This window comes from Pseudomonas sp. Pseusp88 (assembly GCF_047303955.1).
Lineage (GTDB): Bacteria > Pseudomonadota > Gammaproteobacteria > Pseudomonadales > Pseudomonadaceae > Aquipseudomonas.
This window is the reverse complement of the sequence record NZ_JBGLYM010000004.1, coordinates 165,211-188,201: the sequence shown is the minus strand read 5'-3', so window position 1 is coordinate 188,201 and position 22,991 is coordinate 165,211. Positions and strand designations below refer to the sequence as shown.

Genomic DNA, 22,991 nt, shown 5'->3' with positions numbered 1-22,991 from the left:
TCCCGTTGGAGCGAGGCTTGCCCGCGAATGATTCAACTCGGTGCCCCCTGACACACCGCATCGCCTCATTCGCGGGCAAGCCCGGCTCCAACAACGCTGTTAATAACCCATAATAAAAACCGGAGCCTGATCATGTCCCTGAGTGTTTTTGACCTGTTCAAGATTGGCATCGGCCCATCCAGTTCCCACACCGTCGGTCCCATGCTCGCAGCCGTTCGCTTTGTCGAAGGGCTGCGGCGTGACGACCTGCTGCTGAGCACTGCCAGCGTCAAGGTCGAGCTGTACGGCTCGCTTGGTGCTACCGGCAAGGGCCATGGCAGCGACAAGGCGGTCCTGTTGGGCCTGGAAGGCGAATACCCGGATAGCGTGGATACCGAACACGTCGCCGAACAACTGGCGCGCATCCGCAGCAGCGAGCGCATCAACCTGTTGGGCGAACACAGCATTGCGTTCATCGAAAAACAACACCTGGCAATGATCCGCAAACCCTTGGCCTATCACCCCAACGGCATGATCTTTCGTGCTTTTGACGAAGCCGGGTTGCAGATTCGCAGCCGCGAGTATTACTCGGTCGGTGGCGGTTTCGTCGTCGATGAAGACGCCGCCGGCGCCGATCGCATCGTCGAAGACACCACACCGCTGACCTATCCGTTCAAGACCGGCAAGGAATTGCTCGGTCATTGCACGACCCACGGTCTGTCTATCAGTCAGGTCATGCTGGCCAACGAGGCGGCGTGGCGTCCGGAAGCGCAAACCCGCCAGCGCCTGCTGCACATCTGGCAGGTCATGCAGGACTGCGTGGAAGCCGGTTGCCGTAACGAGGGCATCCTGCCGGGCGGGCTGAAGGTCAAGCGTCGGGCTGCGGCGCTGCACCGTCAGCTGTGCAAAAACCCGGAGGCGGCGCTGCGTGACGCGTTGTCGGTACTGGACTGGGTGAATCTGTACGCCCTGGCCGTCAACGAAGAAAACGCCAATGGCGGCCGGGTCGTCACCGCACCCACCAACGGCGCGGCGGGAATTATTCCGGCTGTTCTGCATTACTACATGCGCTTCAACAGCGGCGCCAGCGAGGACGCGGTCGTGCGTTTCCTGCTGACGGCAGCGGCGATTGGCATTCTGTACAAGGAAAACGCTTCGATTTCCGGGGCCGAAGTCGGCTGCCAGGGCGAAGTCGGTGTGGCCTGCTCCATGGCAGCCGGGGCCTTGTGCGAGGTCATGGGCGGCAATGTCCAGCAGGTGGAGAATGCAGCTGAAATCGGCATGGAACACAATCTGGGCCTGACCTGCGATCCGATTGGCGGCCTGGTGCAGGTGCCCTGCATCGAGCGCAACGCCATGGGTTCAGTGAAGGCCATCAACGCCGTACGCATGGCCTTGCGCGGTGACGGCCAACACTTCGTCTCGCTGGACAAAGTGATCCGCACCATGCGCCAGACCGGCGCCGACATGAAAAGCAAATACAAAGAGACCGCCCGTGGCGGGCTGGCCGTGAACATTATCGAGTGCTGAAACCGGCCTCATTCAATCGCGCCGGGCGACCCTGTCGGTCGCCGGCACCAAGGAGTCATGCATGTCCACCGAACAACTGTTGACCACCCCGCTCCACGCCCTGCATCGCGAACTCGGCGCCAAAATGGTGCCTTTCGCCGGTTACGACATGCCCGTGCAGTACCCGGCCGGGGTCATGAAGGAACACTTGCACACCCGTGAGAAGGCCGGTCTGTTCGACGTTTCGCACATGGGCCAGATCCGCCTGAGCGGCGCCAATGCCGCCAAGGCCCTGGAAGCCCTGGTGCCGGTGGACATCGTTGACCTGCCAGTGGGCATGCAGCGCTACGCGATGTTCACCAACGATAAGGGCGGCATCCTCGACGACCTGATGGTCGCCAACCTGGGCAACGATCAACTGATGCTGGTCGTTAACGCCGCCTGCAAGAACGAAGACCTGGCGCACCTGCGCAAGCATCTGGCTGGTCAGTGCACAATCGAACCGCTGTTCGAAGCCCGCGCCCTGCTGGCCCTGCAAGGCCCGGCTGCGGTCACCGTACTGGCACGCCTGGCGCCACAGGTCGCGAGCATGACGTTCATGCAGTTCGCCAGCGTGCAATTGCTGGGCATCGACTGCTACGTCAGCCGCTCGGGCTACACCGGCGAAGACGGCTACGAGATCTCGGTCCCGGCTGATCAGGCCGAAACCCTGGCCCGCGCTCTGCTGGCCGAGCCGGAAGTCGAACCTATCGGCCTCGGCGCCCGCGACTCCCTGCGCCTCGAAGCCGGCCTGTGCCTGTATGGCCATGACATGAACACCGAAACCACGCCCATCGAAGCCAGCCTGCTGTGGGCTATCTCCAAAGTGCGTCGTGCAGATGGTGCCCGTGCTGGCGGCTTCCCTGGCGCCGAAACCATCTTTGCCCAGCAGCAAGATGGTGTAGCCCGCAAGCGCGTCGGCCTGCTGCCACAAGAACGTACTCCGGTGCGTGAAGGTGCGCAAATCGTCGACGCCGAGGGTACGGTTATCGGCAGCGTATGCAGCGGCGGCTTCGGTCCGACTCTGGGCGGGCCGCTGGCCATGGGTTATGTAGACAGTGCCTTCAATGCGCTGGAAACACAGGTCTGGGCCATCGTGCGTGGCAAGAAAGTTGCGATGTTGGTCAGCAAAATGCCGTTTGTAGCGCAGCGTTACTTCCGCGGCTAAAAGCTGACGTCAAAGAAACGGATGTAACAGTATTGCCCGGATACTGTTACATCATTACTCACCCGGCATACCATAAGAGCACTGTTTATGAGCAGGGCACGCACTAGCAAAGTGCGTCAAAGAGTTAAAAACTATCGATCTGGCATTTTCAGTAAAAGTTTTTAAAAAACTGGCGAAACCGCCTGAAACCGGGGCTGTTACGGGGCTTGTTTTTGTAACAAGAGTTAGCGTAGAGTTTCCTGACTGTGTTTGCAAAGGTCGCTTGGATCGTGACCTGGGCAGTAGCTCTAAGCTTTGCTACATCCCGTTCTACGTGTCTTACTTCCTGCAACCAGCCCAGTACTCTTTCGAGCGAAAGGGACTGTCATCAATTCTAAGTTCCAAGGAAATAAGAAAATGTCTACACGTCAGAGCGGTACCGTCAAGTGGTTTAACGACGAGAAGGGTTTTGGTTTTATCACTCCAGAAAGCGGTCCGGATCTGTTCGTGCACTTCCGCGCTATTCAGGGCAACGGTTTCAAGAGCCTGAAAGAAGGCCAGAAAGTAACTTTCGTCGCTGTGCAGGGCCAGAAAGGCATGCAAGCTGATGAGGTTCAAGCTGAAGCGTAAGCCTCAGTCATGAAAAAGCCCCTGATGCTGACATCAGGGGCTTTTTTTTGCGTGCAATTTCGTAGAATCCGGTTTTTCGTGACCGAGACATAGCTCATGTCGAAACACCTGCTGCGTCCTCAAGGCAGCTTTCCTGCCGCAAGCCTGGGCCGACGCCTGGCCGCTATCTTCTACGACGCCTTCCTGTGCCTGGCGCTGCTGATGGTTACGGCGCTGATCTACAAACTGGTGATGATGGGTTTCATCGGCGAAGCGAAGCTCAAGGCAATGTCAGAATCCGGCTCGCTGGACGGCGATCCGTTGCTCTCGACCCTCCTGTTTTTCGTGCTGTTCGCCTTCTTCGCCAAGTTCTGGACCCACTCGGGACAGACCCTGGGCATGCAGGTCTGGGGAATTCGCGTACAGAACGCCGATGGCACCGGCATCAGCCTGTGGCAGGCATTGCTGCGCTTTGTGGTCGCGATCGCCTCATGGCTTTGCCTGGGTCTGGGTTTTATCTGGGCGTTGTTCGACAAGCAGAACCGCGGCTGGCATGACATGTATTCCAACACCCAGCTGGTGCGTGTGCCGAAGCAGAAGAAATAAGAAAGCCGACCGGAGTCGGCTTGTTGGAGCGTGGCTTGCCCGCGAGTTGGGCGACGCGGCGTATCAGACTCACCGCGTCATCGTTTGTTCGCGGGCAAGCCTCGCTCCAACGGCTACCCGCTGTTATCCCGCCCTGCGCAACAACCAGATCCCCGCCAGGGCACAGACCCCGGCAGGCACCAGCACCGCGAACAGCGGCGAGAAGCCGAATACCAGACTCGACGGCCCCAGCAGGTCCTGGATGATACGGAAGGTGAAGCCCACCAGTACCCCGGTAAACACGCGCTGGCCAAGGGTCACCGAGCGCAGCGGGCCGAAGATGAACGAAATCGCCATCAGCACCAGTGCCACCGTCACCAGCGGCTGCAGCACCTTGGTCCAGAACGCCAGCCAGTATTTGCCATTGGCCAGCCCCTGATCAGCGAGGTAGTGGGAATAGCCCCACAGGCCACTGATGGACAGGGACTCCGGCGGCAGCACCACGGTGCTCAACAGCTGCGGGCTGAGGGCGATTTCCCAATGCTCCGAAGGCACGTTGATGACTTCAGTCTTGTCCTTGCGGAAATAGGTCGTCGTGACGTCGGTCAGTTCCCAGGCGTTGTGCTTGTAGTTGGCCTGTTTGGCAAAGCTTGAGGTCAGCATGTGACGCTCGCCGTCGAAGCTGTAGCGAGTCACGCCATATAACAGGCCATTGGGTTGCACGGTGTTGATATGGATGAATTCCTGCCCCTGACGGTGCCACAAGCCATGCCTGGAACTCTGCGCGTCACCGGTACCCTGAGCCAGGGAGCGGTTGGACTGGGCAATGTTCTCGGTAACCGGCGCTACATACTCACCGATCAACAGCCCCGCAATCATCAGAACCAGCATGGGCTTCATCACCGCCCAGACGATACGACCAATGGAAACCCCGGCCGCACGCATGATAGTCAGTTCGCTACTGCTCGCCAGGCTGCCCAGACCGATCAGGCAGCCAATCAGAGCGGCCATCGGCAACATGTCGTACATGCGCCGTGGCGCGGTCAGCGTCACGAAACTCAGGACATCCATCAGGGTGTAGGTATCACTGACGTCAGCCATCTCGTCGATAAAGGCAAACAGCGAAGCCAGGCCAAGAATCACGCCCAGCACACCAATGATGGCGACGAAGACGCTCTTGCCGATATAGCGATCAATCTTAACCACGGGTCACCTCCGCTGCGGCGCGGCGGCTGGCCATCTTCAAGCGCAGGGGCTCCCAGTACAACAGCAGGAGTCCGATGGCCAGGAATATCCCGTGCACCCACCACAGGCCCAGGCTCATGGGCAGCTTGCCACGCTCAAGGGCGCCACGGGCGGCGATGAGGATCGTCAGATAAGCCATATAAAGAAGAATCGCCGGCAGCAGCTTCAGGAAGCGCCCCTGACGCGGGTTGACCCGGGCCAGCGGCACCGCCATGAGGGTCACGATAAAGACCAGGATCGGCAGGGAAATCCGCCATTGCAGCTCGGCCTTGTAACGCGGCGTCGGATTACCGATCAACTCGCTGGTGGCGATGGCGTCACGGTCGGTGATTTCATCGCTGATATCCGGCTTGGGCAGCAGCGCACCGTAAGTGTCGTACTTGATCGCCCGATAATCGGCTTCACCGGGGTTGCCGTCATAGCGATAGCCGTTTTCCAGGATCAGGAAGCGACTGCCGTCGGGCTTGATTTCCTGGTGGCCTTTTTCCGCGACCAGCACCGTGATGCCATGGTCCTTGGATTTCTCCCCGGCAATGCGTTTTTCCGTGATGAACACACCGCCCAGCCTGATCCGGTCATCCGAGAGCTCTTCGGTGTAGGTCACCCGACTACCATCGCGCAGGGTCTGGAAGCGACCCGGCACCAGAGTGTCGAACTCGGTCAGGGCATCCTGTTTGTTGATCAGCATGGCGAACTGGGTCGCCCCCAGTGGCGCCAGGCTGAAGCTCAGCCAGGCCACCAGCAGGCCGACCACCAGGGCCGGGGCCATGGTGATGCGCAGCAGGCGTTGCTGGCTCATGCCGGTGGCGGCGAGCACGGTCATTTCACTTTCCAGGTACAGGCGCCCGTAGGACAGCAGGATCCCCAGGAACAGCCCCAGGGGCAGGATCAACTGCATGAAGCCCGGCAGGCGATAGCCCATGATCAGAAACAGCGCACTGGGGTCGAGTTGGCCCGAGGCGGCCTGGGCCAGGTACTTGATGAAGCGCCCGCTCATGATGATGACCAGCAGCACGGCGCTGACCGCACCCATGGTAACCAGCACTTCCCGGGACAGATAACGAAAGACAATCAAACCGGACACTCCAGAGTTGTCAGGCTCAGGCAGCCGAACAAGGGAAAAATGATCGAACGGAACACGAATGGTATGTGCAAGACAGGCATGAACCGCGAAAAAATATGCGGCATTATCCAGTGAATGAGGGTGTCTGTCACTGCGCGCACCGGATACTTCGTACAAGGCCGTCCTACATCCCTGCCTGCCGAGTGGGCTGCGGGCTTGTCAGCGGTCGTGCCGCAGGGTCAAACTGCGGGCCTGCCGCTGGTATGCATGTGACAGCCATACCGCGCACCTTATTTAAACGGCGATAGCTCATCGCCCACTCGGGGACCCCGACATGGAATTGGTTGTTAAAAGCGTCAGCCCAGAAACCTTGAAGACCGCCACCCTCGTCATCGCGGTAGGCGAAGGCCGTACCCTCGGCGACGTGGCAAAAAGCGTAGACACCCTCAGCGGCGGCGCCATCAGTGCCGTACTCAAGCGCGGTGACCTGCAAGGCAAGGTCGGCCAGAGCCTGCTGCTGCACAGCCTGCCCAACCTCAAGGCCGAACGCGTGCTATTAGTGGGCAGCGGTAAAGATGAGGCATTGTCTGACCGCCAATTCAAAAAAATCGTCAGCGGTGTGCTGTCGACTCTTAAAGGTCTTGGCGGCAGCGACGCAGCCCTGGCCCTGGATCATCTGACCGTCAAGAATCGCGAAGCCTACGGCAAGGCCCGCCTGCTGGTGGAAACCCTGGCCGATGGCGAATACGTCTTCGATCAGTTCAAGAGCCAGAAAGCCGAAGCCCGCGTCCTGAAGAAAGTCACCCTGCTGACCGCCAAGGCCAGTGTTGCCGACGTCGAGCGCGCCGCGACCCACGCCCAGGCCATCGCCACCGGCATGGCTTTCACTCGCGATCTGGGCAATACGCCGCCGAACATCTGCCACCCGACTTACCTCGGCGAGCAGGCCAAGGCCCTGGGCAAAGCCCACAAGAACCTGAAAGTCGAAGTGCACGATGAGAAGAAACTCGCCGAGCTGGGCATGGGTTCGTTCCTTGCCGTAGCCCAGGGCAGCGCCCAGCCACCACGCCTGATCGTGATGAACTATCAGGGCGGCAAGAAAAGCGAGAAGCCTTTCGTGCTGGTCGGCAAAGGCATCACCTTCGATACCGGCGGCATCAGCATCAAGCCGGCTGCCGGCATGGACGAAATGAAATTCGACATGTGCGGCGCCGCCAGCGTATTCGGCACCCTGCGTGCCGTGCTGGAACTGCAACTGCCGATCAACCTGGTGTGCATCCTGGCCTGCGCCGAGAACATGCCGAGCGGCACCGCCACCCGCCCTGGCGACATCGTCACCACCATGAGCGGCCAGACCGTGGAAATCCTCAACACCGACGCCGAAGGCCGTCTGGTGCTGTGCGACGCCCTGACCTACGCCGAGCGCTTCAAGCCACAGGCAGTCATCGACATTGCCACACTGACCGGCGCCTGTGTTGTTGCCCTGGGCGGCCACACCTCCGGCCTGCTCGGCAACAACGACACCCTGATCAACCAATTGCTCGACGCGGGCAAGCTGGCTGATGACCGTGCCTGGCAGCTGCCGTTGTTCGACGAGTATCAGGAACAACTGGACAGCCCGTTCGCCGACATCGCCAACATCGGCGGGCCGAAAGGCGGCACCATCACCGCAGCCTGCTTCCTGTCGCGTTTCGCCAAGTCCTTCGACTGGGCGCACCTGGATATCGCAGGCACCGCGTGGCTGAGCGGCGGCAAGGACAAGGGCGCCACCGGCCGTCCGGTTCCACTGCTGACTCAATACCTGCTGGATCGCGCTGGCGTTTAAACGCCCTCGCAAACCTGCCGGGCTGTATACATAGCCCGGCAGACTTTCTGGACATCCCATGACCCAAGTCGATTTCTATATCCTGCCCAGTGCCGATCCCGTCGCACGCCTGGATTTCGCCTGCAAGCTCACCGACAAGGCTTGGCGCCTGGGCCACAAGGTCTATCTGCATTGCAGCGATGCCGCTCAGCGCGAAGAACTGGATGCCCGGCTGTGGCGCTTCAAGGGCGAGGCCTTCATCCCCCACGGCAGCGCCGAGGACGATCATGATGCGGCGGTAGTGCTGGGCCTGGGTGACGATGCCGGAACGCATCAGGACCTTTTGGTCAATCTCGACCTGCGCATCCCGACGTTTTTCAAGAACTTCGCCCGTGTAGCCGAGATCGTCGTCGAAGAACCGGCAATTCGTCTGGCCGCACGAGAGAGTTTCCGCTTCTACCGCGAACAGGGCTATCCTCTGCAGGATCACCGTCTACAGCGTCTTTGAGTAACCGATGGACACTTCAAAACCTCAGAAAGAAGCCGCACACCTGCTGGACGATCTCGAATCGATCCGCCAACTGCTCGGCGACGAATCCCAATCCGCCCCCGCCTCTTCGGGCGAAACCCAGATTCCCCTGCTGTTCGATGTGGTGGGCGCCCACCCCGTCCTGACGCCCGAACTCGACTTCGACAGCGACGACAGCCGCATCCCCACTCTGACCCCGACACCTGCGCCCGCCCCGGCGCCTAAGGCCCCAACGGTCAGCAAGGCCGATGCCCTGCTGCACCTGGATCGCGAACTGCGCGACGCCGCACAACTGATCATGCAAGACGTGATCGACGACTTCGCCCCGCATATCGAGACCGAGATCAAGCGGCGCCTGGATGTGCGACTGGAGCGCCTTCTGAGCCAGTATCAGGATTGAAATGCCTCCTGTAGGAGCTGCGAACAGGTTTATCTGACACACCGCCTTCGCAGCCTTCGGCAGCTCCTACGGCCTGCATCAAACGCCACTGGTGGCCTCAGGCTCCCCCCCTCGCTATACTTGTCGGCTTTCCCGAATTAATGCCAATCAGGTTCCCGCCGCGCATGGACAAGACCTACCAGCCGCACGCCATCGAAACTTCCTGGTATCAGACCTGGGAGTCCGAGAATTACTTCGCTCCGCAGGGCGCGGGTGACTCGTACACCATCATGATCCCGCCGCCGAATGTGACCGGCAGCCTGCACATGGGCCACGGTTTCAACAACGCGATCATGGACGCCCTGATCCGTTTCCGCCGCATGCAGGGTCGCAACACCCTGTGGCAACCGGGCACCGACCACGCCGGTATTGCCACGCAGATGCTGGTAGAGCGCCAACTCGAAGCCCAGGGCCTGAACCGCCACGAACTGGGTCGCGAGAAATTCCTCGAGAAAGTCTGGGAGTGGAAAGATCAGTCCGGTGGCAATATCAGCCGTCAGATTCGCCGCCTGGGCTCGTCCGTCGACTGGAGCCGCGAACGTTTCACCATGGACGATGGCCTGTCCGACGCCGTTAAAGAAGCCTTCGTGCGCCTGCATGAAGACGGCCTGATCTACCGCGGCAAGCGTTTGGTCAACTGGGATACCAAGCTGCACACGGCAATTTCCGATCTGGAAGTGGAAAACCACGACGAGAAAGGCTTCCTGTGGAACCTGCGCTACCCGCTGGCCGACGGCGCGAAAACCGCCGAAGGCCTGGATTACCTGATCGTTGCGACCACGCGCCCGGAAACCATGCTTGGCGACGCCGCCGTTGCGGTGAACCCTTCCGATGAGCGCTACAAGGCCCTGATCGGCAAGTTCGTCGAACTGCCCCTGGTCGGTCGGCGCATCCCGATCATCGCTGACGACTACTGCGATCCTGAATTCGGCACCGGCTGCGTGAAAATCACCCCGGCCCACGATTTCAACGACTACGAAGTCGGCAAGCGCCACAACCTGCCGCTGCTGAATATCTTCGACAAGAACGCCGCCGTACTGCCTGCGGCCCAGGTGTTCAACCTCGACGGCACTCTGAATGAAAGCATCGACGGCACCTTGCCTGCGCAATACGCAGGTCTTGACCGCTTCGAAGCACGCAAACAGATCGTTGCCGCATTCGATGCCGCCGGCCTGCTGGTCAGCGTTGATGATCACGCCCTGAAAGTACCGAAAGGCGACCGCTCGGGGACCATCATCGAGCCGTGGCTGACCGACCAGTGGTACGTCTCCACCAAGCCATTGGCCGAACCCGCCATCGCCGCCGTGGAAGACGGCCGCATCGCCTTCGTGCCCAAGCAATACGAAAACATGTACTTCTCCTGGATGCGTGATATCCAGGACTGGTGCATCAGCCGCCAGCTGTGGTGGGGCCACCGCATTCCGGCCTGGTACGACGAGTCCGGCAAGGTCTATGTAGGCCGCGACGAAACGGAAGTGCGCGCCAAGCACAACCTCGGCCCGGACATTGCCCTGCAGCAGGACAATGATGTACTCGACACCTGGTTCAGCTCGGGCCTGTGGACATTCTCCACCCTCGGCTGGCCGGAAAAGACCAAGGCACTGGAAACCTTCCACTCCACCGACGTGCTGGTTACCGGCTTCGACATCATTTTCTTCTGGGTCGCCCGGATGATCATGCTCACCATGCATTTGGTGAAGAATGAAGACGGTACCCCGCAAGTGCCGTTCAAGACCGTTTATGTCCACGGCCTGGTGCGCGATGGCCAGGGCCAGAAGATGTCCAAGTCCAAGGGCAACGTCCTGGACCCGCTGGATATCGTCGACGGTATCGACCTTGAAACACTGGTGCAGAAACGCACCAGCGGCATGATGCAGCCGCAACTGGCCAAGAAGATCGAGAAGCAGACCCGCCAGGAGTTCGCCGACGGTATCGCCAGCTACGGCACCGACGCCCTGCGCTTCACTTTCTGCTCGCTGGCGTCTACCGGTCGCGACATCAAGTTCGACATGGGCCGCGTCGAAGGCTATCGCAACTTCTGCAACAAGATCTGGAACGCCGCGCGCTACGTGCTGGACAAGGGCGAGGACTGCGGCCAGAACGGCGAAGAAGTCGAACTGTCCCTGGCCGACCGCTGGATCATCTCGCAGCTGCAACGCACCGAAGCCGAAGTGACCCGTCAACTGGATCAGTTCCGCTTCGACCTCGCCGCGCAAGCGCTGTACGAGTTTATCTGGAACCAGTACTGCGACTGGTACCTGGAACTGTCCAAGCCCGTGCTGTGGGACGAAAGTGCACCGATCGAACGTCAGCGCGGTACCCGCCGTACCCTGGTACGTGTGCTCGAAGTGGCCCTGCGCCTTGCTCATCCGTTCATGCCCTTCATCACTGAAGAGATCTGGCAGCGCCTGGCGCCGCTGGCAGGCAGCGAAGGCAAGACCATCATGCTGCAACCCTGGCCGGTGGCCAACGAGGCACGCATCGACGAAGCCGCCGAGAACGACATCGAATGGCTCAAGGGCCTGATGCTCGGCGTGCGTAACATTCGCGGGGAAATGAACATCGGCCCGGGCAAGCCGCTGCAACTGTTCCTCAAGAACGTCACGGCCGAAGACCAGCGTCGCCTCAACGAAAACGACTACCTGCTGAAAAAGCTGGCCAAGCTGGAGTCCATCACCGTTCTGGCAGAAGGCGCCGAAGCCCCGCTGTCCGCGACCGCACTGGTCGGCGAGATGGAAGTGCTGGTGCCAATGGCCGGGCTGATCGACAAGGGTGCCGAACTGGCACGCCTGGACAAGGAAATCCAGCGTCTGCAAGGCGAGGTCCAGCGTGTGGGCGGCAAGCTGTCCAACGCTGCCTTCGTCGACAAGGCGCCGCCTGAGGTGATCGCCAAGGAACGAGCCAAGCTGACCGAGGCCGAACAGGCCCTGGGTAAATTGGCCGAGCAGCACGCTCGCATCGCCAGTCTGTAAGTCTGTCCAGCAGTCGTTGCGCTGAAATGAGAGGCCCTTCACGGGCCTCTTTTTTTTCCTTGAAAAACAGCAGACCTGAAAAATAAAACAATTAAAATCAATGAGTTAAGAAATAAGATTAATAATCGTATGGTGGTATTTATGATCTTAATGAGCAAAAGGCCAGCATTTATTGACTTGAAATCCCACGCATCGGATAACGCTAGCAGACAGCAATCGGCGGAGTATTCGAAATGTTTGCAGCATTCAACGGCAATTCCCGGTTATCCGGCTTCAAACGTACGGTCCTGGGCCTGGCCCTGCTCTCGTGCATGAGCTCGGCCATGGCTGAGCAAACCTTGCGCCTGGCTCATGCCTCGAGCAGCGACAGCCTGATCAACCAGGCCATGATCAAATTCGCCGCGCAAGTCAGCGCCGAAACCAAGGGTGACCTGAAAATCCAGATTTACCCGGACGGCCAGTTGGGCGATGAAGCCCCCATCGTCGACTCAGTGGGTGCCGGTGCGATCGACATCGGCCTGGGGGGCTCGGTGGATGGCATCGACCCCAAGCTCAACGCGTTGTCTTTGCCGTTCCTGTTCAAGGATGAAAAAAGCGTCCACGCCTACCTCGACAGCCCGGCAGGCAAGCAGTTTCTTACGATGGGCCACGACAACGGCTTTATGATGCTGACCGCGCTGGACTCGGGGTTTCGTCAATTTGCCAATAGCAAACACCCCATCACTAGTCCCGCCGACCTGGCTGGCCTGAAGATTCGCACCCCGCCCAACCCTGTGATCCTGACCACCATCAAGCAACTGGGAGCCTTGGGTCAGTCAATTCCATTCGGCGAGGTCTACACCTCGCTGCAAGCCGGCGTAGTGGACGGGGTGGAACCGGAGCTTCGGGATTTCTACGATCAGAAATGGTACGAAGTGGCGAAAAACGTCTCGGTGTCCAACTACATCTGGTCGGCCAACTTCTGGTTCATCAACAAGGACAAATACGACAGCCTGAGCGCGGCTGATCGTACCGCACTCAATCATGCGGTCGCCGACACGACAATCTGGTATCGCGCTCAACTGGATGATGTCTACGCCAAAATCCAGAAGGAAATGGAAGCCAAGGGGGTCAAGTTCAATCAGGTCGACACCACAGCATTCCGCAGCCTGAGCAAGCCTGTCTACGAGCATTTCGGGGCAGTCTGGGGCCCTGACTTCGTCGAGAAGCTTCGCCACGACGCTCAGGGCGAGTGATTGATCATGTCGACCGCCCTGCCCTCAGAGCAAGCGCCACGCTCCTGGCCCGAGCGAGTACTGTCGGTGATCGGCGTCGCGATGTTCATCGTGACGTTCGTCTCGACGCTGGCCGGAATCTTCGCCCGCTACTTCAGCCTTCACGGCTTCGAGTGGTCGTTCGAAATAGCCACGATGAGCTTTGTCTGGGTCACGTTTGTCGGTGCCGTGATAGCCGAACTGCGCCACGAGAACGTCAGCTTCCAGGGCCTGGTGTCGCTGTTGCCAGGCAAAGTGCAGCGCGGGCTTGAAGGGCTCGGCTGCCTGACGCTGCTGATCATCAGCGTCTGGCTGCTGGTCAGCGGCAGTGCCGCAATCAGCCGCGGCTGGGCGCTGCCCACGCCGGTGCTGCGCTGGCCTTCGGGGCTGACCATGCTGGCCCTGATCAGTGCCTCAGCCATGCTGGCGATCATTGCTCTGGTGCGGTTATGGCTCATCTTCAACCGCCGGGAGAAAGCCCTGTGACCGTTCTGATTCTATTTCTGGCGTTTTTCTGCCTGCTGATGGCCGGCGTACCGGTGGTCTGGGCCATGGCGGGGGGCAGTATTGCCGCCCTGGCCCTGGGCGACCTGCACATGCCCTGGTCATGGCTGGCGCAACAGGCTGTACGCGGTGCCGACTCATCCACCCTGGCCTCGATTCCGCTGTTTCTGCTGGCCGGAGAGCTCATGAATCGCGGCGGACTGACCGTACGCATCATGCGCATCGCCGAACATTGCTTCGGTCGCATGCGCGGCGGCCTCGGCCCGGTCAACGTGGCCACGGCGTTTGTCTATGGCGGCCTGACCGGATCGGCGACAGCAGACACAGGCACCGTTGCCAAAGTCATGATTCCGGTCATGGAAGCCAGGGGTTATCCCCGGGCGTTCGCGGCAGCGGTTACTGCGGCGTCGGGTACCCTGGGTATTATCGTACCGCCCAGCGTGATTCTGATCCTCTACGGCGTGCTGACCAATACGTCCATCGGCGGCCTGTTCATGGCCGGCGTACTGCCAGGCGTCATGCTTGCCGCGACGTTTATGATCACGGCCTACATCATCGGGGTACGCCAGAACTTTCCGAAAAGTAATGAACCCTTCGATGCGCTCGCCCTGCTGCGCGATCTGTGGAGCGCGTCGCCCGCGTTACTGATGCCCGTCATGGTGTTGGGCTCCATCGTCAGCGGCTTCGCCACTGCAACTGAAGCCGCATCGCTGTCAGTGCTCTATGCCATCTTCGTAGGCACCGTGATCTATCGGCAACTGGCGTGGAAGGATATGTTCCCGGCCATTACCGAGGCCGTGACCATTACCGGTTCGGTGATGATCATCATGGCCGTGGCGATGCCCTTCGGCTGGATTCTGACCTTCGAACTCGTACCGCACACCGTGGCTTCGTGGATCGTCAACCTGCATACCGGGCCGATTGCGACAATTTTACTGGTGGTGCTGGTCCTCAAGGTTGTTGGTTTCTGGCTAGATCTGGGGCCGGCGATGATCATCCTCGCGCCCATTCTGGTGCCTATCGCCAAGACCGCAGGGTTCGATCCGTATCAGATAGGCCTGATCTTCACCATGACCCTGGGCTGGGGGCTGTTCACCCCGCCTATCGGCACCAACATTTTTGTGGTGTGTAACGTTGGGCGTGTCGACATCGGCGCAGTATCGCGCCAGTTGATTCCGTTCTGGTTCGCCACCGCCATCGCCATCGCCCTGTTGATTGCCTTCCCAAGCCTCACTCAATGGCTGCCACACATTACGGGCTACTGACTCCCTTTAAATTTTCCGGGTACATCTATGAAACATCTAATCGGTGGTATTTCCAGCGGCGGCCGCGCTTTGCCTGAAATCGACGGCCAGCCATTCGCAGTCCAACGCTCTCAGGGGGCCTGGCTGTGGGGTAACGACGGCGAGCAATATGTCGACACCGCCATGGGTTTTGGTGCAACGATGCTCGGCCATGCCGCCCCCAAGGTTTTGGCTCCCGTCATCCAGGCCTTGCAGCGCGGCCCCATGCCGTCATTCGCCCATGACCTTGAAACAGAGGCCGCCTGTTCTCTGGCCAGCCATACGGGCCCGCTGAGTCAGGTCATCTTCCTCAATACCGGCAGCGAAGCCGTGCACCTGGCCTGTCGGGCTGCGCGGGCTGCCACCGGGCGCAGACGCATCGTCCGGTTCGCCGCCAGCTATGACGGCTGGTTCGATGAAGTCGCATTCGGCAATGCCGGCTCCAGCGAAGCGCAAATGCCCGCCTCGGCAGCACGTCCCGAACGCGATGGCATGATCTTGCTGCGTTACAACGACTTCACAGACGTCGACCGCCTGTTCCACGACTACCCGGACATCGCCGCCGTGATCATCGAGCCGGTATTGGCCAATGCTGGCTGCATCGAGCCCGTGACGGGTTATCTCAAGCATTTGAGCGATAAGGCACATGAACAGGGTGCACTGGTCATACTGGACGAAGTGCTCATGGGCTTTCGTCTGCATGCAGGCCTGACCGGGCACTTGCTGGGCGTCGATGCCGATCTGGCAACAGTCGGCAAAGCCATCGGCAGTGGCGTGCCGGTCGCAGCGCTGCTGGGCAAACCTGAAATCATGCAGCTGTTTGAAGACAAGCGCATCGTTCGCGCCGGGACTTACAGCGGTAACCCGCCCGCTTGCGCGGCAGTCGTGGCAACGCTCGAGCAACTGCGCCAGCATGATTATCTGCCGCTGCTCAAACGTGGCAATCAACTGCGCTCGGACATCATCCGTGCATTCGCCGATGAAGGATTGCCCCTGAGCAGCAGCGGATATGGCTCCGTTTTTACCCTGTGGCCGAGTGACAAGGCGCCGGCAGACTATGCCCAGGCGGCAGCAATCGCCAACGCCCGGTGGAGTCTCGACCTGCATGTGGCGTTACGTGCGCAGAACGTCATGACCATGCCTTTCGCCTTTGGTCGCATCTACCTGACCTTCGCCCATGACGAGGCCGCGATGCAGACTTTGCTCAGCGGCTATAAGGCCGCCGCCAGTATCCTGGCTGCCGGAGCGGCCTGATTTCAGGCGCCGATGGCGACAGCAGCGGCAGCAACCTGGAAATGCTCGCGCACGAAATGCGCCAGACGGCGGGTGCTCAAGCGAGCATTTTCCGGGACCATCAACGCCAGCTCCAGCGCTGGCAAAGCCGGCAGGTTCTGCTCCTCGCCCAGAATACGCCACCCATTGGGGATGACTGACGCGGGTAGTACCGTAACAGCGGAACCGCTGCGCACCGGGTGCATGACCCCTGGCAGATGCGAGGAGGAACTGATCACGCGCCACGGCACCAGAGCATTGTCCAGCGCCTGAAGAATCCTCGGACGCGCGCGACACGAATCAGCGAACAGCGACAGCGGCAAAACCGCATTGGCCTCGGGGAAATATCCCGCCATTGCGCACCAGAGTTGCGCCTCGACACGCAAGAGCTCGCCGCTGTTGCTGCCTTCACTGCGCGTAATGATGGCCAGGTCGATACTGTCGTGGTGCAGCATCACTTCGAGCTTGGAAGAGAAATCGCAAATGATCTCGACCTGCAAATGCGGGTGCAGAACCGAGAACTGCTGGACCAGCACACAACCGATCGATTCGAGATAATCGTCCGGCATGCCGATGCGGATTCGTGAGGCTTCACCTTCACATTGCAACGCCAGCAATGCCTCGTCTTCCAGCATCTGGATGCGCCGGGCGTACCCAATCAAAAGCTCGCCATGTTCGGTCAGGGTGACGCCACGTCGATGCCGCTCGACCAGCTTGCGCCCGATCCGCGCCTCAAGCCGCGCAAGCATCAGGCTCACCGCCGCCTGGGTCTTACCGATACGATCTCCAGCGGCCGTGAAGCCGTTGTTGTCGATGACCGCCACGAACGCAGCCAAAGCATCTGTATCTAGATGGCGCATAGCTCGATACCTCATGAAAACCGCAGGACGGCGGTTAACTTATCCAGGCTTTTACAAGCAAGGATTGTTCCCCATATGCGGCTCATTGCGGACCGGGCTGCGCAGCGTTACTCGCAAGACTGTGTGACAATGTTGGTCTTTCTCCCGATTAAATCTGTACATGACAACTCCACCCAAATCCGTCGCGCCAGGTAAAAAGGCTGCAAAACCTTCAACAGGCAAATCTGCGCCTGTCAAAGAGAAAGCCACCTTGCATCCGCGCAACCGTCACCAGGGTCGCTACGACTTTCCCAAGCTGATCAAAAGCAGCCCCGAGCTGGCTAAATTCGTGATCATCAATCCCTACGGCAAGGAAAGCATCGACTTCGCCGACCCGGCCGCCGTACGTGTATTTAACCGGGCGCTGCTCAAGGCGTTCTATGGCATCGCCCATTGGGATATCCCGGCGGACTACCTGTGCCCACCCATTCCGGGCCGCGCTGACTATGTGCACTTTCTGGCAGATCTGTTGGCCGAACAAAACAGTGGCGCAGTCCCAAAGGGCGCGGCAATCAAGGCCCTGGATATCGGCACCGGCGCCAATTGCATCTATCCGCTGTTGGGGCACAGTGACTACGGCTGGCATTTCGTCGGCTCCGAGATCGACGCTACAGCTGTCGCTGCGGCCACGACCATCGTCAGGGCCAATGGCCTGGCCAAGGCTATCAGCGTGCGTCAGCAGGCCAATCGCAAGCATATTCTGCTCGGGTTGCTCGCCAGCGACGAACGCTTCGATATCAGCCTGTGCAACCCGCCTTTCCACGCCTCCCCGGACGAAGCCCTGCGCGGCAGCCAGCGCAAGTGGCGTGCATTGGGCAAGGCCGATCCCAAGCGCAAGCTGCCGGTGCTGAATTTTGGCGGGCAATCCCAGGAGCTATGGTGCGAAGGTGGCGAGATTGGCTTCGTGACGCAACTGATCAACGAAAGCGCCAAAGTGCCACAGCAGGTGCTGTGGTTCAGCACCCTGGTGTCCAAGGCCTCCAATCTGCCATTGATCCAGAACGCCCTGAAAAAAGCCGGTGCGCTACACAGCCAGGTGGTGGAGATGGGCCAGGGGCAGAAACAGAGCCGCTTCGTGGCCTGGACCTTTCAGGATCAAGCGCAGCAGGAGGCGTGGCGACAGGAACGCTGGAAATAACCCGGTCAATATTTCCAATCTGGAACGCAATCTTCGTAGGAGCCGGCTTGCTGGCGATGGCGTCCGTTCAGGCAATGAAATTGCCGTCTGTTATACCGCTATCGCCAGCAAGCCGGCTCCCCCAGATCCCGTCAATGCGAAAGACCCATAGCGCTTTCAAGAAAATCCCGGACATAAAAAAGCCGTGCCCGGTAGACCGGAGCACGGCTTTTTAACAAATCAGCCGAAGCTTACTTGTTGATCGAGTCGGTCAGCACTTTGGCTGGAACGAACTTGATGACTTTCTTGGCAGCGATTTCGATGGCAGCGCCAGTCGAAGGGTTGCGGCCGGTACGAGCCGGACGTTCGGTCACTTTCAGTTTGCCAATGCCTGGCAGAGTGATTTCAACGCCGTTTTCCAGTTGATCGGCAACGATCTGGCCCAATTGCTCAAGAGCGTTACGCGCGGTGGTTTTTGGCGCGTCGATAGCTTCTGCGATATCGGCGATCAATTGGTCTTTAGTCAGAGCCATGGTGGTGTTCCTTCCCTATCAAATTCATTTGGATTGCAGAGTGCAAGTCGGCCTGCGGCCAGGCAACGAACCTGGCCCCCCTAGAGCCACGATTAATCGCGAAATGTAGATACTCAAACCGGGGTTTGGTTCGGCCACAACGTGCAAAACTGCGTGCTTAGCGCGCTTCAGTGCGCAAGACGGCGCAAAACTAGCACAGCAGCGACCAAATATCCCCACCTACCTACCCTTTTGGTCAGGTTTACGGCGACAAAGTTGTAAAAAAGCAGAGTGAACGCTCAAAACCTGGCTCAGGCCGCGCATATCGACCCGGGTGCGTTACACTTGCCGCCTTTCAATCGAGCCGCCCCGCCGCCCTGCCGGCCGCTCACACCACCATCAGCGAGAAGCCCCATGCCGATCCGTCACTGCATCGTCCACCTGATCGACAAAAAACCCGACGGTACGCCCGCAGTCCTCCACGCACGTGACTCCGAACTTGCCGAATCCCAGGCGATCGAGAACATGCTGGCCGACCTCAACGAAAGCTATAACGCCAAGCAGGGCAAGGCCTGGGGCTTTTTCCATGCCGAGTCCGGGGCGCACCCGTTCAGCGGCTGGCTCAAGGAATACCTGGACGGCGGCAAGGACTTCACCGCCTTCAGCCGCGTCGCGGTGGAGCACCTGCAAAAACTGATGGAAGAGTCCAACCTGTCGGTGGGCGGCCATGTGCTGTTCGCCCACTACCAGCAAGGCATGACCGACTACCTGGCCATCGCCCTGCTGCATCACAGTGAAGGCGTGGCCGTAAACGAAGTGCTCGATGTCACGCCGTCACGCCATCTGGACCTGGGTCAACTGCACCTGGCGGCGCGTATCAACTGCTCGGAATGGCAGAACAACAAACAGTCCAGGCAGTACATTTCCTTCATCAAAGGCAAGAACGGGAAGAAGGTTTCGGAGTATTTCCGCGACTTCATCGGTTGTCAGGAAGGGGTCGACGGTCCCGGCGAAACCCGCACCCTGCTCAAGGCCTTCAGTGACTTCGTCGAAAGCGAAGACCTGCCCGAGGACGCCGCCCGGGAGAAAACCAAGGCCCTGGTCGACTACGCCAGCAGCCAGAGCAAGATGGGCGAGCCCATGGAGCTTGAGGAACTGTCAGGCCTGATCGACGAAGACCGCCCGCGCGCCTTCTACGATCACATCCGCAACAAGGACTACGGCCTGTCCCCGGAAATCCCGGCAGACAAACGCACCCTCAACCAGTTCCGTCGCTTCACCGGCCGCGCAGAGGGCCTGTCGATCAGCTTCGAAGCGCACCTGCTGGGCGACAAGATCGAATACGACGAAGAAGCCGGCACCCTGATCATCAAGGGCTTGCCGACGCAGCTGACTGATCAGTTGAAACGGCGGTAATCACCATGTTCACCGGCGTGCTGAAAAAATTTGCGTTGATCCTGCTGTTCGTCGCGGTCTATCAGAACTGGGGCAAGATCGAGCACTTCTTCAATCCTGACCCGGTCACCGCCAGTGCCGCGCAGAAGCAACAGCATGTGGTGCTGTACGCTACTGACTGGTGCGGCTACTGCAAGCAGACCCGGCGTTTCCTTGACAGCAAGGGCATCCCTTACAAGGAGTTCGATATCGAGAAGTCCGTCGAGGGTCGCAAGGCCTATGAAGCCCTCGGTGGACGTGGCATTCCGCTGATTGACGTCAACGGCACAATCATCCGTGGCTTCAGCGAGCAGGAGATCCTTGCGGCGCTGAACTGAGCCCGCCTGCCGTACCGGCATAAAATTGCGCGAAATAAACAATCCTGCGGTTATGAACTAACAGCGGGATTAACCTAGCAATAATGACAGTAGACAGCCCCACCCCTTCGTTTCACCTTTGATTCGTCCGTTAAAAACAATTCCAGGTACTGGACAGCGCTGTTGCCTGCACGGAATCCATGGAGTGACGAAGATGAATCATCTCGCTTCAATCCCTCTGTATATCTTGCTGACGACGCAATGCCTGGCCCTGGACTTCAGCATTGCACCATCAACAACCGCCGCCATGATCAACAAGAACTACAACGAACAAATACAGAGTTGTACGGATAAAACCGGCGCACAGCGCGGCCATTACTATTGCACCGGGGTGATCGTGCGAACTCTCGACACCGGCAGATTCAATCCATGGGACTACAGCCCGTTGGCCGTTGAACTGGGCTCCACCTCCTACAGCTGGATCAGGCAGGATACGCCCAGCAACAGGCTCTATCACCCCGCCGGTTTCGTCATCCGCGCCCCCGAAGATGCTGTAGCCAACCAGTTGCCACCTCTGGATGTGGGCTGGCTGTGCATCTACAGCTTCGATGCCGACACCACCCGTGCGCTGCGGGACAAGAGCGGGCAGTCGGGAACACCACGGGGCTGGAACGGTTGTGATTTCGAAAGTGACGCCCAGGAAGATCCCAGTAATCAGAAGCAGATGCAGCCCAACGTCAATCAGGCCAATGCCTATGGCTCCTGTGCTGAAGTGGGAGTATCCGCGGCAGCCAATCCGGCAGACGCCTGGATCAAACGCTACGGCGCAGGCGGCGTGACCATGCAACGCAATCAGTGTTCGTGGAACGTGGAGAGTAATTCCGATTGGCGCACCCTGATTGGCATTCATATATTCAAAGGCACCTGGGCGGCGAGCGGCTGGACGGAACTGCTGCTCAAGAACAGCTCGGCAACCAACGACGGCAGCAAGCTGACGCCTTATATCGACGCCTTCGTCTACGACGTCAATCGCGGCAGTGAACTCAACGCTGACAACCAGACACCCCTGACCCTGGCCATGATCTTTCAGCAGAAGCTGCGGCAGGCGGGTTATCTGGTACCGGTCCTGCGCATGAACCTGGCGCCGGGCTTTACCGGCGCCCGCTTTGCCTACGACGCCAATGATCAGGGAAGTTGCGACAAGTACATAGAAAGCGCGACCTGGAGCCAACCTGTCGAAAGCGGTATCCCGCAGGGTGCATGGCGCTTGAGCGTCACCCCCACGCCCTGTGGCAGAGCCATCAAGGCCAATGAAACCGATGTGGCCTATGCCGAACTGGCTAACGCCCACGACCAGGACCCGCAGTGGCTGGAACGAAACGGCGGTGGCATGCGCCGCCAATTCGTCTGCCTGCTGGTGAAGTACCGCGACAAGCCCGAATGGAACCTTGAGCCATTCAGGCCCAACGTGACCCAGGCAGTCGCCGAAGCCAGTGGCTGCAATCCGGTGCCTTGAGCGCGGTCAACGCTTGTCGAGGCGAAAGCCCAGGCGCGGGAAATGCACATGCACGACACCGGCACGCTCATCCTCGCGGCGCAGGATCAACTCTTCGCGACCGCTAAATGCCAACTCGCCCGCCACTGGATCAACACCATAGTCGGTGGCGGCGATAAGCACCTGATCACCAGCCTGGAAGCCATTCGGATCGACGAAGACTTCGTCTGGCAGTGCCACCGGGGTTGCGTTGGCAGCAATCTCCAACGCCTGGGCAGAACTCATTTCGCTGGGCGCGCCATGACCGAAGCCCAGCACCCGAGCCAGCCAAGTGGCGACCTGCGGATAGTCATCGACCAGCGGCGCGGTCACCGGGGTCTGTTTGAGGAACCACAGGGTATGGGCCACCGAGAAATCGGCAATCGACGGCTCGCCAAACAGGTAATCACCACTGCGCGACAGTTGCAGCTCCAGCCGAGTCATGAACGTCGGCCATTGATGCTGGGCCTGTTGCAGCGGCACGCGGGAGGCGCTGCCGCCATCGAACAGCGTGGTACGGTCGGCAACGAACGCCTTGAATGCCTCGGGGGGCACCTTGGCGAAGCGCACGGCCAGGGAGGCTGGCTGGAACACCAGGCTGACCGAATGCTTGAACAGCTCCGCGTCGGCCCATTCGGCGAACGCAGCCACGGTGAACTCCTGGCCTGCGGGGTACAAGGTTGGCGAGGCCTTTTCCTGCTCCAGGCGGCGCGCGATCAGGGCGGTGTCGCAGTAGATATCGGCGCCCACTTGCAACACCGGGGTCTTGCGATAGCCGCCGGTGAGAGCGGTCAGATCCGGTTTGGGCATGATCGGGGGGATGGTCACCGAGCGCCACGACAGCCCCTTGAACCCCAGCATCAGACGCGCCTTCTCGGCAAACAGCGAGGTGGGGTAATGGTGGAGGATCAGCTCTGACATAGTGGGTCCGTCCTGCGGTGGGAGA

At 59.8% G+C, this 22,991-nt stretch carries 21 protein-coding genes; 16 read left to right on the top strand and 5 right to left on the bottom strand.

Annotated elements, in window-relative coordinates; all coding sequences use genetic code 11:
• Nucleotides 1-132: 132 nt before the first annotated feature.
• From ACCD02_RS07490 to ACCD02_RS07475, 4 genes are all read left to right on the top strand, one after another.
• Nucleotides 133-1,509, top strand: a complete 1,377-nt coding sequence (locus tag ACCD02_RS07490) for an L-serine ammonia-lyase (protein WP_413299963.1) — start codon at nt 133-135, stop codon at nt 1,507-1,509.
• Between the two features lie 61 nt (nt 1,510-1,570).
• The gene (gcvT, locus tag ACCD02_RS07485) at nt 1,571-2,695 is read left to right on the top strand and encodes a glycine cleavage system aminomethyltransferase GcvT (protein ID WP_413299961.1); all 1,125 of its coding nucleotides are present in this window, start codon (nt 1,571-1,573) and stop codon (nt 2,693-2,695) included.
• 396 nt (nt 2,696-3,091) lie between these two features.
• Entirely contained in the window at nt 3,092-3,304 is a 213-nt protein-coding gene (locus ACCD02_RS07480) for a cold-shock protein (RefSeq protein ID WP_003227496.1), read from the top strand.
• 96 nt (nt 3,305-3,400) lie between these two features.
• Nucleotides 3,401-3,889: an RDD family protein gene (locus ACCD02_RS07475; protein ID WP_413299959.1), complete on the top strand. Its 489-nt coding sequence runs from the start codon at nt 3,401-3,403 to the stop codon at nt 3,887-3,889.
• A 123-nt stretch (nt 3,890-4,012) separates the two neighbouring features.
• On the opposite strand, the gene lptG is transcribed toward ACCD02_RS07475, so the two are convergent.
• Nucleotides 4,013-5,074: an LPS export ABC transporter permease LptG gene (gene lptG, locus ACCD02_RS07470; RefSeq protein ID WP_413299957.1), complete on the bottom strand. Its 1,062-nt coding sequence runs from the start codon at nt 5,072-5,074 to the stop codon at nt 4,013-4,015.
• Nucleotides 5,067-6,188, bottom strand: coding sequence for an LPS export ABC transporter permease LptF (gene lptF / locus ACCD02_RS07465; RefSeq protein WP_413299955.1), 1,122 nt, complete (start codon nt 6,186-6,188; stop codon nt 5,067-5,069). Before lptF ends, lptG begins: the two co-directional genes overlap by 8 nt.
• Before the next feature lie 322 nt (nt 6,189-6,510).
• Here lptF and ACCD02_RS07460 point away from each other — a divergent pair, with 322 nt between their 5' ends.
• From ACCD02_RS07460 to ACCD02_RS07425, 8 genes are all read left to right on the top strand, one after another.
• Nucleotides 6,511-8,001, top strand: a complete 1,491-nt coding sequence (locus tag ACCD02_RS07460; protein WP_413299953.1) for a leucyl aminopeptidase — start codon at nt 6,511-6,513, stop codon at nt 7,999-8,001.
• Between the two features lie 58 nt (nt 8,002-8,059).
• Complete coding sequence (locus tag ACCD02_RS07455; RefSeq protein ID WP_413299951.1) at nt 8,060-8,488, top strand: DNA polymerase III subunit chi; 429 nt, start codon at nt 8,060-8,062, stop codon at nt 8,486-8,488.
• Nucleotides 8,489-8,495: 7 nt separating this feature from the next.
• A complete protein-coding gene (locus tag ACCD02_RS07450; protein ID WP_413299949.1) occupies nt 8,496-8,909 on the top strand; it encodes a DNA polymerase III subunit chi in 414 nt (137 codons plus the stop codon).
• A 164-nt stretch (nt 8,910-9,073) separates the two neighbouring features.
• Nucleotides 9,074-11,920: a valine--tRNA ligase gene (locus tag ACCD02_RS07445; protein WP_413299947.1), complete on the top strand. Its 2,847-nt coding sequence runs from the start codon at nt 9,074-9,076 to the stop codon at nt 11,918-11,920.
• A 233-nt stretch (nt 11,921-12,153) separates the two neighbouring features.
• Nucleotides 12,154-13,155, top strand: a complete 1,002-nt coding sequence (locus ACCD02_RS07440) for a TRAP transporter substrate-binding protein (RefSeq protein WP_413299945.1) — start codon at nt 12,154-12,156, stop codon at nt 13,153-13,155.
• A 6-nt stretch (nt 13,156-13,161) separates the two neighbouring features.
• Nucleotides 13,162-13,659, top strand: a complete 498-nt coding sequence (locus ACCD02_RS07435) for a TRAP transporter small permease (protein ID WP_413299943.1) — start codon at nt 13,162-13,164, stop codon at nt 13,657-13,659.
• Complete coding sequence (locus ACCD02_RS07430; RefSeq protein WP_413299941.1) at nt 13,656-14,942, top strand: TRAP transporter large permease; 1,287 nt, start codon at nt 13,656-13,658, stop codon at nt 14,940-14,942. Before ACCD02_RS07435 ends, ACCD02_RS07430 begins: the two co-directional genes overlap by 4 nt.
• Nucleotides 14,943-14,969: 27 nt before the next feature.
• The gene (locus ACCD02_RS07425; protein ID WP_413299939.1) at nt 14,970-16,214 is read left to right on the top strand and encodes an aminotransferase class III-fold pyridoxal phosphate-dependent enzyme; all 1,245 of its coding nucleotides are present in this window, start codon (nt 14,970-14,972) and stop codon (nt 16,212-16,214) included.
• Between the two features lie 2 nt (nt 16,215-16,216).
• On the opposite strand, the gene ACCD02_RS07420 is transcribed toward ACCD02_RS07425, so the two are convergent.
• The gene (locus ACCD02_RS07420; RefSeq protein WP_413299937.1) at nt 16,217-17,092 is read right to left on the bottom strand and encodes a LysR family transcriptional regulator; all 876 of its coding nucleotides are present in this window, start codon (nt 17,090-17,092) and stop codon (nt 16,217-16,219) included.
• 160 nt (nt 17,093-17,252) lie between these two features.
• Here ACCD02_RS07420 and rlmF point away from each other — a divergent pair, with 160 nt between their 5' ends.
• Nucleotides 17,253-18,269: a 23S rRNA (adenine(1618)-N(6))-methyltransferase RlmF gene (rlmF, locus tag ACCD02_RS07415; RefSeq protein WP_413299935.1), complete on the top strand. Its 1,017-nt coding sequence runs from the start codon at nt 17,253-17,255 to the stop codon at nt 18,267-18,269.
• 230 nt (nt 18,270-18,499) lie between these two features.
• On the opposite strand, the gene ACCD02_RS07410 is transcribed toward rlmF, so the two are convergent.
• On the bottom strand, nt 18,500-18,781 hold the full coding sequence (locus ACCD02_RS07410) for an HU family DNA-binding protein (RefSeq protein WP_259105994.1): 282 nt from the start codon (nt 18,779-18,781) through the stop codon (nt 18,500-18,502).
• A gap of 393 nt (nt 18,782-19,174) precedes the next feature.
• On the opposite strand from ACCD02_RS07410, the gene yejK reads away from it, so the two are divergent.
• The 3 genes from yejK to ACCD02_RS07395 all read left to right on the top strand — a co-directional run bounded on the left by yejK (nt 19,175) and on the right by ACCD02_RS07395 (nt 22,027).
• Nucleotides 19,175-20,176: a nucleoid-associated protein YejK gene (gene yejK, locus ACCD02_RS07405; protein ID WP_413299933.1), complete on the top strand. Its 1,002-nt coding sequence runs from the start codon at nt 19,175-19,177 to the stop codon at nt 20,174-20,176.
• Between the two features lie 5 nt (nt 20,177-20,181).
• Nucleotides 20,182-20,532: a glutaredoxin domain-containing protein gene (locus tag ACCD02_RS07400; RefSeq protein WP_413299931.1), complete on the top strand. Its 351-nt coding sequence runs from the start codon at nt 20,182-20,184 to the stop codon at nt 20,530-20,532.
• A 193-nt stretch (nt 20,533-20,725) separates the two neighbouring features.
• Nucleotides 20,726-22,027, top strand: coding sequence for a DUF2599 domain-containing protein (locus tag ACCD02_RS07395; RefSeq protein ID WP_413299929.1), 1,302 nt, complete (start codon nt 20,726-20,728; stop codon nt 22,025-22,027).
• Between the two features lie 6 nt (nt 22,028-22,033).
• On the opposite strand, the gene ACCD02_RS07390 is transcribed toward ACCD02_RS07395, so the two are convergent.
• The gene (locus ACCD02_RS07390) at nt 22,034-22,966 is read right to left on the bottom strand and encodes a glutathione S-transferase family protein (protein WP_413299927.1); all 933 of its coding nucleotides are present in this window, start codon (nt 22,964-22,966) and stop codon (nt 22,034-22,036) included.
• Nucleotides 22,967-22,991 lie beyond the last annotated feature (25 nt).